At 72.3% G+C, this 15,472-nt stretch carries 14 protein-coding genes; 10 read left to right on the top strand and 4 right to left on the bottom strand.

What is annotated here, in order from left to right; translation table 11 throughout:
- Nucleotides 1–117: 117 nt before the first annotated feature.
- The 3 genes from aceE (at nucleotide 118) to ACIBTS_RS43460 (ending at nucleotide 4,605) form a co-directional block, all read left to right on the top strand.
- Entirely contained in the window at nucleotides 118–2,823 is a 2,706-nt protein-coding gene (gene aceE, locus ACIBTS_RS43470) for a pyruvate dehydrogenase (acetyl-transferring), homodimeric type (protein WP_399326685.1), read from the top strand.
- Nucleotides 2,824–3,025: 202 nt separating this feature from the next.
- Complete coding sequence (locus tag ACIBTS_RS43465; RefSeq protein ID WP_399326683.1) at nucleotides 3,026–4,027, top strand: helix-turn-helix transcriptional regulator; 1,002 nt, start codon at nucleotides 3,026–3,028, stop codon at nucleotides 4,025–4,027.
- Nucleotides 4,028–4,083: 56 nt separating this feature from the next.
- Nucleotides 4,084–4,605, top strand: a complete 522-nt coding sequence (locus tag ACIBTS_RS43460; RefSeq protein WP_079662815.1) for a DUF4240 domain-containing protein — start codon at nucleotides 4,084–4,086, stop codon at nucleotides 4,603–4,605.
- A gap of 25 nt (nucleotides 4,606–4,630) precedes the next feature.
- On the opposite strand, the gene ACIBTS_RS43455 is transcribed toward ACIBTS_RS43460, so the two are convergent.
- Nucleotides 4,631–4,915, bottom strand: coding sequence for a hypothetical protein (locus tag ACIBTS_RS43455; protein WP_399326681.1), 285 nt, complete (start codon nucleotides 4,913–4,915; stop codon nucleotides 4,631–4,633).
- A gap of 72 nt (nucleotides 4,916–4,987) precedes the next feature.
- A complete protein-coding gene (locus tag ACIBTS_RS43450) occupies nucleotides 4,988–5,776 on the bottom strand; it encodes a peptidoglycan recognition protein (RefSeq protein WP_399326736.1) in 789 nt (262 codons plus the stop codon).
- Between the two features lie 280 nt (nucleotides 5,777–6,056).
- Between ACIBTS_RS43450 and ACIBTS_RS43445 the strand changes: the two genes are divergently transcribed.
- Nucleotides 6,057–7,241 carry a MarP family serine protease gene (locus ACIBTS_RS43445; protein WP_399326679.1) on the top strand — a complete coding sequence of 395 codons (1,185 nt, stop codon included), beginning with the start codon at nucleotides 6,057–6,059 and terminating at the stop codon, nucleotides 7,239–7,241.
- 35 nt (nucleotides 7,242–7,276) lie between these two features.
- On the opposite strand, the gene ACIBTS_RS43440 is transcribed toward ACIBTS_RS43445, so the two are convergent.
- Nucleotides 7,277–7,774, bottom strand: coding sequence for a GNAT family N-acetyltransferase (locus ACIBTS_RS43440; RefSeq protein ID WP_319672717.1), 498 nt, complete (start codon nucleotides 7,772–7,774; stop codon nucleotides 7,277–7,279).
- A gap of 71 nt (nucleotides 7,775–7,845) precedes the next feature.
- On the opposite strand from ACIBTS_RS43440, the gene ACIBTS_RS43435 reads away from it, so the two are divergent.
- Complete coding sequence (locus ACIBTS_RS43435; protein WP_399326677.1) at nucleotides 7,846–8,739, top strand: TIGR01777 family oxidoreductase; 894 nt, start codon at nucleotides 7,846–7,848, stop codon at nucleotides 8,737–8,739.
- A 161-nt stretch (nucleotides 8,740–8,900) separates the two neighbouring features.
- Nucleotides 8,901–10,289 (top strand): NAD(P)/FAD-dependent oxidoreductase, encoded by a 1,389-nt coding sequence (locus ACIBTS_RS43430; protein ID WP_399326675.1) that lies wholly within the window; start codon nucleotides 8,901–8,903, stop codon nucleotides 10,287–10,289.
- A 76-nt stretch (nucleotides 10,290–10,365) separates the two neighbouring features.
- Here the strand turns inward: ACIBTS_RS43430 and ACIBTS_RS43425 are convergent, their stop codons facing one another.
- Nucleotides 10,366–11,877: a regulator gene (locus ACIBTS_RS43425; protein ID WP_399326673.1), complete on the bottom strand. Its 1,512-nt coding sequence runs from the start codon at nucleotides 11,875–11,877 to the stop codon at nucleotides 10,366–10,368.
- 262 nt (nucleotides 11,878–12,139) lie between these two features.
- Between ACIBTS_RS43425 and lipB the strand changes: the two genes are divergently transcribed.
- From lipB to ACIBTS_RS43405, 4 genes are all read left to right on the top strand, one after another.
- A complete protein-coding gene (lipB, locus tag ACIBTS_RS43420) occupies nucleotides 12,140–12,940 on the top strand; it encodes a lipoyl(octanoyl) transferase LipB (protein ID WP_079662809.1) in 801 nt (266 codons plus the stop codon).
- Nucleotides 12,941–13,013: 73 nt separating this feature from the next.
- Nucleotides 13,014–13,979: a lipoyl synthase gene (gene lipA, locus ACIBTS_RS43415; RefSeq protein ID WP_079662808.1), complete on the top strand. Its 966-nt coding sequence runs from the start codon at nucleotides 13,014–13,016 to the stop codon at nucleotides 13,977–13,979.
- Nucleotides 13,980–14,258: 279 nt separating this feature from the next.
- Nucleotides 14,259–14,471: a hypothetical protein gene (locus ACIBTS_RS43410; protein ID WP_319340483.1), complete on the top strand. Its 213-nt coding sequence runs from the start codon at nucleotides 14,259–14,261 to the stop codon at nucleotides 14,469–14,471.
- Between the two features lie 83 nt (nucleotides 14,472–14,554).
- On the top strand, nucleotides 14,555–15,259 hold the full coding sequence (locus ACIBTS_RS43405) for a DUF4191 domain-containing protein (RefSeq protein ID WP_319672722.1): 705 nt from the start codon (nucleotides 14,555–14,557) through the stop codon (nucleotides 15,257–15,259).
- Nucleotides 15,260–15,472: the final 213 nt, after the last annotated feature.

Here is a 15,472-nt window from a genome sequence, read left to right as displayed (position 1 = left end):
ACGGGCCGGCGCAGTCGCACACCGACACCGCACCCGAGCCCACGCCCTGTCCTGCCAAAGACCAAGGGCACCCCCCATACCCCATAGGGAACCCCTTCGACTGAGGAAGGCGGCGACATGACCGACCCCAAGGCCATCCAGCCGAGCGCGCTCGACCAGCTCCCCGACCGGGACCCGGAGGAGACCGCCGAATGGCAGGCCTCGCTGGACGCCGTCACCAAGGCGGCCGGGCCGCACCGTGCCGCGTATCTGATGCGGCGCACGCTGGAGCGTGCCGAGGGCAACGGCATCGCGCTGCCCAAGCTGCTCGAGACGGACTACGTCAACACCATCCCCACCGCTGCCGAGCCCTCCGCGCCCGGTGACCAGGAGATGGAGCGGAAGATCACCGCGTGGAACCGCTGGAACGCGGCCGCGATGGTGACCCGGGGCAGCAAGTACGGCGTCGGCGGCCACATCGCCACCTTCGCCTCCGCCGCCTGGCTCTACGAGACCGGCTTCAACCACTTCTTCAAGGGCAAGGAGGCCGACGGATCGGGCGACCAGCTCTACATCCAGGGCCACGCCTCCCCCGGCATCTACGCCCGCGCCTTCCTCGACGGCCGGCTGAACGAGTCCCATCTGGACAACTTCCGCCAGGAGGCCGGCGGCAACGGCCTCCCGTCGTACCCGCACCCGCGCCGTCTGCCCTGGCTGTGGGAGTTCCCCACCGTCTCCATGGGTCTCGGACCGCTCTCCGCCATCTACCAGGCGCGCTTCAACCGCTATCTCACCAACCGCGGCATCAAGGACGTCTCCGCGTCCCACGTGTGGGCGTTCCTCGGTGACGGCGAGATGGACGAGCCCGAGTCCACGGCGGCACTCGCACTCGCCTCCCGCGAGGGCCTGGACAACCTGACCTTCGTCATCAACTGCAACCTGCAGCGGCTCGACGGCCCGGTCCGCGCCAACTTCAAGATCGTGCAGGAGCTGGAGGCGCAGTTCCGCGGCGCCGGCTGGAACGTCGTCAAGACGCTGTGGGGTTCCGCCTGGGACGAGCTGTTCGCGCTCGACACCACCGGCGCCCTCGTGCGCCGCCTGCGCGAGGTACCCGACGCGCAGGTGCAGACGTACCAGACGCGCGACGCCGCCTACATCCGCCAGGACTTCTTCGGCAAGGACCCGGCGCTCGTCGAGATGGCCAAGCTGCTGTCCGACGACAAGATCCTCGAGTGTTTCCACCTCTCCCGCGGTGGCCACGAGGCGCGCAAGGTGTACGCCGCGTACAAGGCGGCCGTCGAGTTCAAGGGCGCGCCGACCGTCATCCTGGCCCAGACCGTCAAGGGCCACACCCTCGGCGAGGGCTTCGCGTCGAAGAACGCCAACCACCAGATGAAGAAGCTGACGGTGGACGAGTTCAAGGCGATGCGCGACCTGCTGGAACTGCCGATCTCCGACGCGCAGTTCACCGACGGGGTCGTGCCCTACGGCCACCCCGGCGCCGACTCCCCCGAGGTGCGCTACCTCCAGGAGCGGCGCGCCGCGCTCGGCGGCCCGGCCCCGGCCCGCCGCACGCATGCGCTCGCCCCGCTGCCGGCCCCTGCCGAGAAGGCCTTCGCCTCCTTCGACAAGGGTTCCGGCTCCCAGAACGTGGCCACCACCATGGCCTTCGTCCGGCTGGTCAAGGACCTGGTCCGCGACAAGGAGACCGGAAAGCGCTGGGTGCCGATCGTCCCCGACGAGGCGCGCACCTTCGGCATGGAGAGCCTCTTCCCCTCCCTGGGCATCTACTCGCCCAAGGGCCAGACGTACGAGCCGGTCGACCGTGACCAGCTGATGTACTACAAGGAGGCCAAGAACGGCCAGATCCTCAACGAGGGGATCACCGAGGCCGGTTCGATGGCCGACTTCATCGCCGCGTCCACCGCGTACTCCACGCACGGTGAGGCGATGATCCCGTTCTACATCTTCTACTCGATGTTCGGCTGGCAGCGCACGGCCGACCAGATGTGGCAGCTCGGCGACCAGCTCGGCCGCGGCTTCCTCGTCGGCGCCACCGCGGGCCGGACCACGCTGACCGGCGAGGGCCTCCAGCACGCCGACGGCCACTCCCCGGTCATCGCCGCGACGAACCCGGCCGCCCTCTCCTACGACCCGGCGTTCGCCTACGAGATCGCGACGATCGTCAAGGACGGTCTGCGCCGGATGTACGGCGAGGCGGCCCCGGGTGAGGACCCGAACGTCTTCTACTACCTGACCGTCTACAACGAGCCGATTCCGCAGCCGGCCAAGCCCTCCGGCGCCGGCGTCGACGAGGGCATCGTCAAGGGCCTGTACCGCTTCAACACGGCGGAGTCGGCGGGCCTGGACGTGGCGGCGGCCAACGCCCCGCGCATCCAGCTGCTGGGCTCGGGCACGGCGATCCACTGGGTCCTGACGGCGCAGAAGCTGCTCGCCGAGGAGTGGGGTGTGGCCGCCGACGTGTGGTCCGCGACCTCCTGGACCGAGCTGCGGCGGGACGCGCTGGAGGCCGACGCGGCGCTGCTGCGCGGCGAGGAGCGCGTGCCGTACGTCCGCCGGGCCCTGCAGGGCGCCGAGGGCCCGGTCCTCGCGGTCTCCGACTACATGCGTCAGGTCCCGGACCAGATCGCGCAGTGGGTCGAGCAGGACTACTCCTCGCTGGGCGCGGACGGCTTCGGTCTGTCCGACACCCGTGAGGCGGCCCGCCGCCACTTCGGCGTCGACGCGCAGTCGATCGTCGTGGCGGCCCTGGCGCAGCTCGCCCGCCGCGGCGAGGTGAAGGCGACGGCGGTGAAGGAGGCGCGCGAGCGCTACGGGCTGTAAGCCCGGGGTTCTCGGTTGGTGAGGGGGCCCGGCGGCTGAAGCTCGCCGGGTCCCCTCACCGTTTCCGGTCGTGCGTCGGCCGCGGGACGGTGGGGGCTGGTCGCGCAGTTCCCCGCGCCCCTTCAAAAACAGGTCCGCTCAGGCGCGCCTGCGCGACCAGCCGCCTCTGGGCCCGCGGCCGAAGACGCACCATGATGACCTCATGCGCGCTGCCCGCCTCATCAAGATGGTGCTCCTCCTGCAGTCCCGGCCGACGATGACCGCCGCCGAACTGGCCCGGGAGCTGGAGGTGTCGGAGCGTACGGTCACGCGGGACGCACAGGCGCTGTCGGAGGCGGGCGTGCCGGTGTACGCGGAGCGGGGGCGGGCCGGGGGCTACCGGCTGATCGGCGGGTACCGGACGCGGCTGACCGGGCTGGGGCGCGGCGAGGCCGAGGCGCTGTTCCTGAGCGGGGTGCCGGGGGCGCTGCGGGAGATGGGCCTTCAGGACGTCGCCTCGGCGGCGCGGCTGAAGGTGTCGGCGGCTCTGCTGCCCTCGCTGCGGGACGCACCGCGGGCGGCGGCGCAGCGGTTTCATCTGGACGCGCCGGCGTGGTTCCGGGAGCCGGAGACTCCGGGACTGCTGACGGTGATCGCGGACGCGGTGTGGGACGACCGGTGTGTGCGGGCGCGGTACCGGCGCGACGCCGGGGAGCGTCGGCGGGAAGTGGTGCGGGAGTTGGAGCCGTACGGGCTCGTGCTGAAGGCGGGGGTCTGGTATTTGTGCGCCCGGGTGCGGGAGGAGGGCCGGGGCGGCGGGGCGTTCCGGACGTACCGCATCGATCGGTTCGTCGGCGTCGAGAACCTGACGGATCGTTTCAGCCGGGACGAGGAGTTCGACCTTCCCGGTTTCTGGGTCGAGCAGGCGCAGCGGTTCGCGCGTTCGATCCTGCGGGACGAGGTCGTGCTGCGGCTGTCGGAGGCGGGCCTGCGCGGGCTGGCGCACGCGGTGGACCCGGTGGCGGCCCGGGACGCGCTGGCGAAGGCCGGGCAGGCGGACGGGCGGGGGTGGGTGACGCTCACGCTGCGGGTGGAGTCGCAGGACGTGGCGCACACGCAACTCACGGCGCTGGGGGCGGAGGTCGAGGTGGTCTCCCCCGAGCCCCTGCGCAAACGCTTCGCCGAGGACGCGGCCCGACTGGCGGAGCTGTACCGGCCGGGGTGAGAATCCCGGGCACTCCGGGTGCGTCCCGCACGCTGAGGCACGATGCTGGACGCGTGATGGACGAGACGGAGTTCTGGGAGCTGGTGGACGCCTCCCGCGAGGCCGCCGAGGGCGATCCCGAGGAGCAGGCCGACCTGCTCGTGGAACGGCTGCTCAGACTGGACCCGGAGTCGGTGCTCGACTTCGCCCGGCACTTCGAGTCCCGCTACAACCGCGCCTACCGCTGGGATCTGTGGGGCGCGGCCTGGCTGTTGCTGGACGGGGCGAGCGACGACGCCTTCGACTTCTTCCGCTGCTGGCTGATCGGGCAGGGCCGCGAGGTCTTCGAGGGCGCCCTGCACAACGACCCGGACTCGCTCGCCGACCTGCTGGAGGACTTCGACGAGGAGATCGACGGCGACGGCGAGGAACTCGGCTACGCGGCCGACGAGGCCTACGAGCAGCTCACCGGGACCGTCGCCCCGGACCTGGGCATTCCGCCCGCGCCCTCCGAACCCGAGGGCACACCGGTGAACTTCGAGAACGAGGGGGCGCTGGCCGAGCGGTATCCCCGGCTGTGGCAGCGCTTCAAGGAGTGAGCCTCGCGGCGGGGCGCGCCGGGGGTCACACCGCGAGCTTGCGGCGGGTGCTGTCCGTGGGGATGTAGGCCTGCGGCCGGTCGGCCCGCACCGCGTGGTGCATCGGCGCGCTGTTGGCCTGCTCCAGGGCGGACGCGGTGGCCGCTGCCGGGCCCAGGACGACCGCGGCGACGGCGCAGAGCACGGTCCACGGACCGCGGGCGGCCCTGGTCCAGCCGGCGCCCTGCCGCGCGGCCTCCCGGCCCTCGCCGGCCCGTGTGGCTCCCGTGGACTCCGTGACCCCCGTGGACCGAGTACGGCCGCTGTTCATGATCCCCACCTCCGGTCGGCTTGTGTTGTGCATGACCGTAGGACGCCGGGATGGGAGAACCCTGAACGCCGCCTAAGGCGTTCCTGTGAGCGTGCGCGCGTCCGTCGCGCCCGGGAGGCGGTCCTGGAGACGGGCGGCCGTCTCGCGGATCTCCGGCAGACGGGCGGTGAGGGCCCGGCCGGGGCAACTGGTCATGTAGCCGTCGTTGTGGCCCGCCAGGGCGGGGAGGGCGGCGGTGGTGCCGGCGCGGTAGCGGCTGAGGCTGTTGCTGGAGGTGAGCCGGACCTTCACCCGCGGGTCGATGCCGGACAGGCCGAGTTTCCAGGCGGTCAGGGCGGCGATCGCGTCGACCATCGGCTGCGGCACCGGCACTGTGGAGGTGAAGGTGCCGAGTGCGGCGATACCGGCCGTGCGGTGGTTGAAGCCCTGGGTGTGGGCGCCGGTGACGGGCCGGTCGACGCCGCCCGCGCGGCCCTCGTAGATCGTGCCGCAGCGGTCGACGAGGAAGTTGTAGCCGATGTCGTCCCAGCCCCGGGCCGCGGTCTGGCCCGTGTACAGGGAGCGGATGATGCGGGGCGCGTCGGCGCAGTCGTAGCCGTTGGGCGAGTCGGTGTGGTGGACGAAGACGGCGACGACCTTGTCGTCGTAGCGCGGGGGCGGCTGGGCGTGCCGGGCGAGGTCGTCCAGCCAGGCGGCGCGCGGCACGATCGGCGGCCTCCCCGCCCGGTGCGCGCCGGCGGGAAGGGCGGCCCGACTGCCGTCGGGGGCGGCCGGGCCGGCCGTGGCGGCGTGGTCGACACCGCCCGCGCACAGTCCCAGGGCGGCGACGGCGGAGAGCCCCGGCAGGCAGCCCAGGAGCACGAGGAGCGGGCCCGGTCTCCGCGCCGGGGACCGCCCTCGGGTTCGCCGCCGGGCGCGGGCGGCCGCTCGAAGGGCGCACATGGACCCACTGTCGGCCGGTTCCGCTCCGCCCGCGATGTGTGCTGTGCCACCTGGTGGAACCATCCTCCCGGTGCACACCGTTTTACGAGGTACACGCGCACGTGGCCGGTTCCGGGTGTACGCGTGGGCGTGATCGATGGGTAGCTGATCACTGGGCCCTTCCCGCACGTACTAGGGGATCTGAGAGAAAGGGGGCCGTGTGGACCTGCTCGACATCCTGCTGACGCTGGTGGTGCTGGCCTACGCCGGCTCCGGCTACCGGCGTGGGCTGGTGGCCGGCTGTGTCTCGCTGGCCGGGTTCGTGGGCGGCGCGGTGATCGGCGTGTGGGTCCTGCCGTGGCTGATGGACCTGGTGACTCCGGGGACGACGGCGGCGACGGTGACTGCCGTGTTCACGGTCCTCGTCCCCGCGGTGGTGGGGCACGAGCTGGCGGGACGGCTGGCGCTGCAGCTGCGCCGGGAGCTGGACCGGGGGCCGCTCAGGGTGGCCGACGGGGTCGGCGGGGCGGCGGCGAACGCGGTGGCGGTGCTGATCGTGGCGTGGGTGGCGGCGAGCGTGCTGGGCGCGTCCTCGTCGCCGGTGGTCACGTCGTCGATACGGGACTCACGGCTGCTGGGCGCGGTGCAGGACGCCATGCCGGACACCACGCCCACCTGGTTCTCGCGGGCCACGTCGGCGCTGACCCAGGCGGGCTTCCCGCAGGTCTTCAACCCGTTCGAGAACGAGTCGACGGCCGAGGTCGCCAAGCCCACCGGCGACAGCGTCACACCGAGCGCGACCAACGCGGCGAAGACGAGCACGGTGAAGATCGAGGGCTCCTCGGGCGACCAGGGCCGCGAGGGCAGCGGCTTCGTGTACGCGAGCGAGCATGTGATGACCAACGCGCACGTGGTGGCGGGCATCGACGACCCGACCGTACGGATCGGCGGTGTGGGGCGGTCGTTCGAGTCGCGCGTGGTGCTCTTCGACCCGGAAAAGGACGTGGCCGTGCTGTACGTGCCGGGCCTGAACGCGCCGGTGCTGGGCTTCGACGACGACGCCTCCCGCGGGGACTCGGCGGTCGTCGCCGGCTATCCGCAGGACGGCGACCTGAACCTCCAGGCGGCGACGGTCGCCAACCGGGTGAAGGCGACCGGCCGGAACATCTACAACGACCGGATCGTCACCCGCGAGATCTACTCGATCCGCTCCACCGTCCGCCCCGGCAACTCCGGCGGCCCGCTGCTGACCACCGACGGCCGGGTCTACGGCGTCGTCTTCGCCCGCTCCACCTCCGACGACGAGACGGGGTACGTGCTGACGGCGGCCGAGGTCGCCGACGACGCGGCGCGGGCCGCGACGGCGACCCGGCCGGTGGACACGGGCAACCTGGTCACCTCGTGAGTCCTGACCGGTACCGGCCTCGTGCGTTCTGCGGGCTACAGGGAGCGGCCCATGAACACGTCGTCCACGTACTTCCCGTCCAGCAGGAACTCCTCCGGCAGCACGCCCTCCACCACGAACCCCTCGGACTCGTAGAGCGCGCGGGCCGGGGTGTTGTGGCCGAGGACGCGCAGGGTGAGGCGGCGGGCGCCCAGCCCGCGGGCCTCCTCGACGGCGGCGCGGACCAGCGCCCGCCCGACGCCCCGGCCGCGTACCTCGTCGAGGACGGCGAGGCCCCGGATCTGCCGGACGTGCCGGTTGCAGTCGAGCTTGGTGGGAAGGCCGAGGCGGAGGTAGCCGACCACGCGGTCGTCGAGTTCGGCGACCAGGATCTCCTCGGGCGGGTGTTGCTCGTCGAAGAAGGGGTCGTAGGGCGGCTGCGGCTCGGGCATCACGGCGTGCAGCGGGGACCAGGTGAGACGGTCGACGAGACCCAGCGCCCCGTCGTCAGCGAGCACCGCGGTGCGTATGCGAAGTGCGGAAGGTTCGGGCATGGCCGCCACCCTAGAACGCGGGGGCGCCGACCAGACCGGGGTTTTATCCGCTCACCGGGCAGGATGGCCGCATGGAACGTAAGCGAATCGCGGTGGCGGGTGCGTCCGGCCTGATCGGCAGCGCCCTGGTGCGGTCCCTGACCGCGGACGGGCACGAGGTGGTACGGCTGGTGCGCCATGCGCCCCGGGGCGCGGACGAGGTGCGCTGGGATCCCGAGCGGGGGCAGGTGGACACGTCCGGGCTCGCCGGCTGCGACGCCGTGGTCAACCTGGCGGGGGCGGGGGTCGGCGACCGGCGCTGGAGCGAGGCGTACAAGAAGCTGATCCACGACAGCCGGGTGCACGGCACGTCCGCGCTGGCACAGGCGCTCGCCTCGCTCGAGAGACGGCCGCGGGTGTTCGTCAACGGCAGCGCGATGGGGCTGTACGGCGAGACGGGCGAGCGGATCGTGGACGAGAGCGCGCCCGCCGGGAGCGGCTTCCTGCCGGAGCTGTGCGTGGAGTGGGAGGCGGCGGCCGCTCCGGCCCAGGAGGCGGGCGTCCGTACGGTCTTCACCCGGACCGGGCTGGTCGTGGCGCGCGGGGGCGGGGCCTGGGGCCGGCTGTTCCCCCTCTTCATGGCCGGGCTCGGGGGGCGGATGGGCGACGGGCGGCAGTACTGGTCGTACATCGCGCTGCACGACGAGGTGGCGGCGATCCGGCATCTGATCGACCGCGACGACCTGTCGGGGCCGTTCAACCTGACCGCGCCCGAGCCGCTGACCAACCGTGAGATCACGGCGGCGATGGGGCGGGTGCTGCACCGGCCGACGCTCTTCACGGTGCCGGCGCCGGTGCTGCGGACGGTGCTGGGCGAGATGGCCGGGGATGTGCTGGGCAGTGCGCGGGTGGTGCCGAAGCGGCTGCTGGAGTCCGGGTTCACGTTCGCATTTCCCGGGATCGAGGACGCGATCCGGGCAGCCTGACCCCCTGCGTGACCGTATGCGACCGCCGTGCGACCGTGCTCTGCCCATGCGCGACTGTTCCTGACCGATCACGGCCCTAACCTCGATCCGAACTCGGGCATCCCGGACGGCCGTTGGGGGCATGACGTCTCCACCGGCCGCGCAACCTCGAGGAGGGGCACGTGCTTGAGCCCGCGTACCAGGCAGACGTCGTCGTGGTGGGAGCAGGAGTCGCCGGACTCTCCGCGGCGCATCGGCTGACCAGCGCAGGAGTAACGACCGCGGTCCTGGAGTCCGCCCCCTGGGTGGGCGGCCGGATGTCGACGGAGAAGGTCGACGGGTTCCGGCTCGACCGCATCGGGCAGCTGTTGTCCACGGCGTATCCCGAACTGGCCCTGACACCGGGGCTGGACGCGCTCGTACTGCGCCCGTTCGCGCCGGGCGTCCTGCTGCACAGCGACGGGCGACATCACCGCGCGGGTGCGCAGTCGGGTGCGGGGAGCGCAAGGAGCGCACTGCACGCCGTACGCGCCCTGGCGAGCGCTCCCCGGCCGGGTGCGCTGCCCAGGCCCCGCACCGGCGGCTCCGCGCCGGTACGCGCGGGCGCGCCGCTGGGCAGCGCCATGGACCAGGCCCGGCTGGGCGCGGCGCTCAGCCGGCTCGCGGCCACGCCCGCCGAACGGCTGCTCCGCCGCCCGGAGTTGCCGGCCGCCCGGGCCCTCGCCGCCCGTGGGCTGCCGGCCCGCACGATCGACGGCTTTCTGCGTCCGCTGCTCGCCGCGCTGCTGTGCGACCCGGAGCTCTCAACGTCCAGCCGGTGCGCGGACCTCGCGCTGCGCGCCTTCGCGGCCGGACGGCTGTCGCTGCCGGAGGGCGGGGCCGAGGTGCTGCCGGAGCTGCTCGCGCGGACGCTGCCGGAGGGCAGTGTGCACACCGGCGTGCGGGTCACCTCGGTCTCGACGACCTCGGTGACCACCGCCGAGCACGGTGAGTTCCGCTGCCGTGCCGTCCTGGTGGCCACCGACGCGCGCACCGCGGCGGAACTGCTGCCCGGGCTGCGGGTGCCCGACTTCCACCCGGTGACGGTCGTCCACCACACCACGGACGACCCGCCGCAGACCGGCGCGTCGCTGCTCCTGGACGCCGACCGGGGCGGGCCGGTCGCGCACACGGCGGTGGTCAGCCGGGTGGACCCGAGCCGGGCGCCCGGCGGGCGGGCGCTGATCTCGTCCACGGTCCTCGGCACACCGCCGCCGGGCGTCGACACCGCCGTACGCAAGCATCTGTCCCGGCTGTACGGCGCCTCGACCACGCGGTGGGAGACGCTGGCCGTGCATCACACCGCCGAGGCCGTGCCGGCGATGCGGGCGCCGCACGACCTGCGGCGGCCGGTGCGGCTGCTGGCGGGGCTGTACGTGTGCGGGGACCATCGGGACACCAGCACCGTCCAGGGCGCACTGCACTCCGCGCACCGGGCGGCGGCGGCGATCGTCTCCGACCTTCGCTCCGCCGGTTCCCTGAACCTGGCCGACCCCGCACCGACACCCCGCCGGGAACAGGCAGCGGCCTGACCGGGCGGGCCGGCACCGGCCAGGCATCCCAGCCCGTCCGGCGATTGAGGACGAGGCCCCTTGAGATTCCCCGGGCTCAGCCCAGGGCTGCCACCTTGTCTCGGTAGGTGCGGGCCGGGGTCGCGTCCCGGTAGGGCTCCAGGCGGCGTTCGAAGTCCCGGACGTACTCCAGGGCGCGGACGGACCGCATCTCCGCCGCCTGGCCGGCGGCCTCCGCGGCGAGCTGGCAGGCCTGGTCGAGCTCGCCGAGGCCGAGGCGCGCCGAGGCGAGGACGACGCGGCAGAACAGCCGACTGCGGGCGTACGCGGCGGGACGCAGCTGGAGCGAGCGTTCGGCATGCTGCACGGCCGCCCGGAACTGCTGCAGGTCACGGTGGCAGTGCCCGAACTCGTCGGCGAGCTGCGCCTCGTCGAAGAAACGCGCCCAGTACGGCACCTCGTCCCCGGCCTTGGCCGCCTCCAGCGCCCGCTCGGCCCGTACGAGCGCGGCGGTCGAGGCCCGCACCTCGCCCAGCACACCGTGCCCGCGCGCCTCCGCCGAGTGCAGCAGCGCCTGCACGACAGGCGGGGCGCCCGTGCCGACGCCCTGCTGGGCCACCCGCGCGAGCTGCACCGCCTCGCGCCCGTGCCCGAGATAGACGGCCTGACGGCTCATGGTGACCAGGACGAAGGAGCCGTACGCCCGGTCCGCGGCGGCCTGGGACAGCCGCAGGGCCTGGACGAAGTAGCGCTGGGCCAGACCGTGCGCGGCGATGTCGAACGAGGTCCAGCCCGCGAGCCGGGTCAGGTCGGCGGCGGCGCCGAACAGACGGCGGCCGGTCTGCTCGCCGTAGGAGCCGCGCAGCATCGGCTCGCACTCGTGCTCCAGGTAGCGCACGAGGGCCTGCCGGGCGTGGCCGCCGCCGTACCTGTCGTCGAGGGTGCGGAAGAGCTCGCCGACCGAGCGCAGTGCGCAGATGTCGCCGCCGGTGACCCGCTGGCCCGGCCCGCGCTCGGTGGCGTGGCCCCGCTGCCGGGGAACGGCCGCCGGTGCGGGCGAGGCCTGGGCGGGCGCCGGCGGGGACGAGGGTTGCTGGGGTACGGCGGGCCGGGCGGACGGACGGCCCTGGACGGGCAGCCGGGCGGGCGGCTCACTGCGGGCGACCTTCTCGTCGGCCCGCCCGATCAGCCAGTCGCGGCTCGGCACTACGAGCCCCGCCGGGGTGAAGGCGATCTTGCGGAGCTCGGCGTGGCTGCCGGAGTCCTTGCGCCAGAGCCCGCCGACGATGTCGATGGCCTCCTCGGGGGATCCGGCGAACTCCAGGCCCGCGTAGACGGGGGCGCAGGCGTCCAGACCGAGGTCCTGGGCGGTGAGCCGACGGCCCAGCCGCCGGGTGAACACCTCGGCGATGAGGGCGGGGGTGGTGCCCCGGGGCTGCTGCCCGCGCAGCCACCGGGTGACGGACGTCTTGTCGTATCGCAGGTCCAGCCCGTGTTCGAGGCCGAGCTGATCGACGCGACGGGCCAGTCCCGCGTTGGAGAAGCCCGCTTCTGCGATGAGCGCGGCGAGCTGACGGTTGGGAGTGCGCTGCGCGGGTCGTTCCGTCATCTGCGGTGCGGTCTCCTGCCTCCCGGGCCTGTGACGTGCCCGGATGAAGTGCGCTGATGCTGTGATCAGCCCTTTTGGCCTCATGAACGGCGCGAATGTAGCGGAGAGTAAGCAGCCGCTCGCACATCTCGGGGCTCATTCATCCGATCGTGTGAGGATTGAGCGTGCGGCTGACGCGGAGGGCCCGAAGGACGCGGAGGGCGCGGACGTACAGTGGCTTGGGCGCGTAACGCGCCTGACGACTTTCAGGGAGGCGCTTGCCGTGAGCGAGTTGCGGTTCGTCCGGATGGGGTTCGGCGGGGACGCCGTCGAGTACCGGGAGGCGTGGGACGAGCAACGCCGGGTGCACGCGGCCCGGTTCGCCGACGAGGTCCCGGACACCGTGCTGCTCCTGGAGCACCCCCCGGTCTACACGGCCGGCCGGCGCACCGCCGACGACGAGCGACCCCTGGACGGCACCCCGGTGGTCGACGTGGACCGCGGCGGCAAGATCACCTGGCACGGGCCGGGCCAGCTGGTGGGCTACCCGATCCTGAAGCTGCCGCGCCCGGTGGACGTCGTCGCCCATGTGCGGCGTCTGGAGGACGCCCTGATCCGCACCTGCGCGGAGTTCGGCGTGCAGACCTCCCGGGTCGAGGGCAGGAGCGGGGTGTGGGTGCTCGGCGACCCGGTGGAGCAGCGTCCCTCGCTCGGCGGTCTGTCGCTGGACTTCGACCCCCGGCTCACCGACGAGGAGTTCGACCCCCGGCTGAACGGGCCGGAGTACGCGCCGTCCAACGCCGGTCAGCGGCGGGAGGACCGGAAGGTGGGCGCGATCGGCATCCGGGTCGCCAAGGGCGTCACCATGCACGGCTTCTCGTTCAACGTGAACCCGGACAACAAGTGGTTCGACCGGATCATCCCGTGCGGCATCCGGGACGCGGGCGTCGCCTCCCTCGCCGGCGAGCTGGGCCGCGACGTCACGATCGAGGAGGTCCTGCCGGTGGTGGAACGGCACCTGAGGGACGTCCTGGAGAACGCGGAACCGAAGCCGCGGGAAATCGAGAGAACACCGGCAGCCTGACGCCGCAGCGGTCTTTCAAATCCACGGGCGTACCCTGGGGGACGCCGAAGAATCAATCGTTAGGGAGCCGGTCGTGTCCGCAGTCGCACCCGACGGACGCAAGATGCTGCGCCTGGAGGTCCGCAACAGCCAGACCCCCATCGAGCGCAAGCCCGAGTGGATCAAGACCCGGGCGAAAATGGGCCCCGAGTACACGAAGATGCAGAACCTCGTGAAGAGCGAGGGCCTGCACACCGTCTGCCAGGAAGCCGGCTGCCCGAACATCTACGAATGCTGGGAGGACCGCGAGGCCACCTTCCTCATCGGCGGCGACCAGTGCACCCGGCGCTGCGACTTCTGCCAGATCGACACCGGCAAGCCCGAGGCGCTGGACCGCGACGAGCCGCGGCGCGTCGGTGAGTCCGTCGTCACGATGGACCTGAACTACGCCACCATCACCGGCGTCGCACGCGACGACCTGGCGGACGGCGGGGCGTGGCTCTACGCCGAGACGGTCCGCCAGATCCACCGGCAGACCGCCGAGCGCGAGGCCGGCCGCACCAAGGTCGAGCTCCTCGCTCCCGACTTCAACGCCGTCCCGGAGCAGCTCGCCGAGGTCTTCTCCTCGCGGCCCGAGGTCTTCGCGCACAACGTGGAGACGGTCCCGCGGATCTTCAAGCGGATCCGCCCCGGCTTCCGCTACGAGCGTTCACTGAACGTCATCACGGCCGCCCGCGACTACGGCCTCGTCACCAAGTCGAACCTGATCCTCGGCATGGGCGAGACCCGCGAGGAGGTCAGCGACGCGCTCCGGCAGCTGCACGAGGCCGGCTGCGAGCTGGTCACCATCACGCAGTACCTGCGGCCCTCCGTGCGCCACCACCCCGTCGAGCGCTGGGTCAAGCCGCACGAGTTCGTTGAGCTGAAGGAGGAGGCCGAGCAGATCGGCTTCTCCGGCGTGATGTCGGGTCCGCTGGTACGGTCCTCCTACCGTGCCGGGCGCCTCTATCAGATGGCCGTCGAGAAGCGCGGTTCCTTCATCGCCGCCCAGGCTGTCTGACACGACGTCACCTCGCTTGCGCCGTACGGCTGCACGCCGAGTGTGTGAATTCGCGCACAAGCCCCTACTCGCCAGTAGTGACCGATATGACGCGGTCCCGGCCGTCCTCGCAGATGAGGGCGTCGTCGGGGCCGCGTCAGCGTTTCGGCCCTGCGCATCAAGGCTTCATTCGTGTTTGACCGGTCGGTCACGCCCTGGTAACACCAATCAGTGACGCTCGTATCACATCACGTGCACCACGCCGCCCTTACCCGAAGCCGCCCGAGGGGGACCTCCACCATGCAGGCCGCGCCCGTATCCGCCACCGCGATCCCGACCTTCACCGACGCACTGCGGGCCGTCGAGTCGCTGCTCATGAGCAGCGGCCAGCGCACCGCCCGTCGCAACGCCTGGACCTCCGTACTGGAGGACCGTCGTCGCGCCAAGGACCGGGTCGAGGCGCAGCGCGTCCTCGAGGCGGTCACCGCACCCCTGACCTCCACCCACCCCTGACCGCCGGCCAACCCCTGATCCCCCGCCGCACAGCTCCCCTCCTGCCGTCGTAGGCGCTGGAGAGGGCACGTAGACTTCGTGGCATGGCGAGAAGTGACAGCGCGGCGGACGCCGCTAACCCCGGGCGACTGAAGCAGATCGCCCTGACGTACAAGATGACCCGCAAGGCCGACAAGACGATCGGCCTGGTACTCGCGGGCGTCTTCCTCCTCATCTTCGGTGTCTTTCTCGCGATCGGTTTCCTGATCGGCCACCCGGTCTACCTCGGCATCCTGGGCTTCCTGCTCGCCTTCCTCGGGACGGCGATCGTGTTCGGGCGCCGGGCCGAGCGGGCCGCGTTCGGTCAGATGGAGGGACAGCCCGGCGCGGCCGCGGCCGTCCTCGACAACATCGGCCGGGGCTGGACGACGACCCCCGCGGTGGCGATGAACCGCAGCCAGGACGTGGTGCACCGGGCCGTCGGCAAGGCCGGCATCGTCCTGGTCGCCGAGGGCAACCCGAACCGGGTGAAGAGCCTGCTGGCCGCCGAGAAGAAGAAGATGAACCGCATCGTCGCGGACGTCCCGGTGCACGACGTGATCGTGGGTACGGGCGAGGGTCAGGTCGAGCTGAAGAAGCTGCGCACCACCCTGCTGAAGTACCCGCGCGTCCTGGCCGGCCCGCAGGTCACGGCCACCAACGACCGGCTGCGCGCCATGGGCGACCTGATGAGCAACATGCCGCTGCCGAAGGGGCCGATGCCCAAGGGCATGCGGCTGCCGAAGGGCGGCGGCGGCAAGGCCCGCTGAGTCGCCTGTCCCAGGTCACGACATCACGAAGGGGCGCCCCGATCACTCGGGGCGCCCCTTCGTCGTACCGCCGCGCAGTCGTGCGAGGTCTCGGATGCCCGCTTCGATCCCCGCTTCGTCTCAGCTTGTTCTTTATCTACCAGGATCTGCCAGGGCGGCCGATGGCCTTGAGGGTCTCGGGGCGTTTGACGGTCTTGCCGACGTCGTAGCGGG

It is taken from the genome of Streptomyces sp. NPDC050121, assembly GCF_044460385.1.
Classification (GTDB): Bacteria; Actinomycetota; Actinomycetes; order Streptomycetales; family Streptomycetaceae; genus Streptomyces; species Streptomyces soliscabiei.
This window is presented reverse-complemented; position numbering and strand designations above follow the sequence as displayed.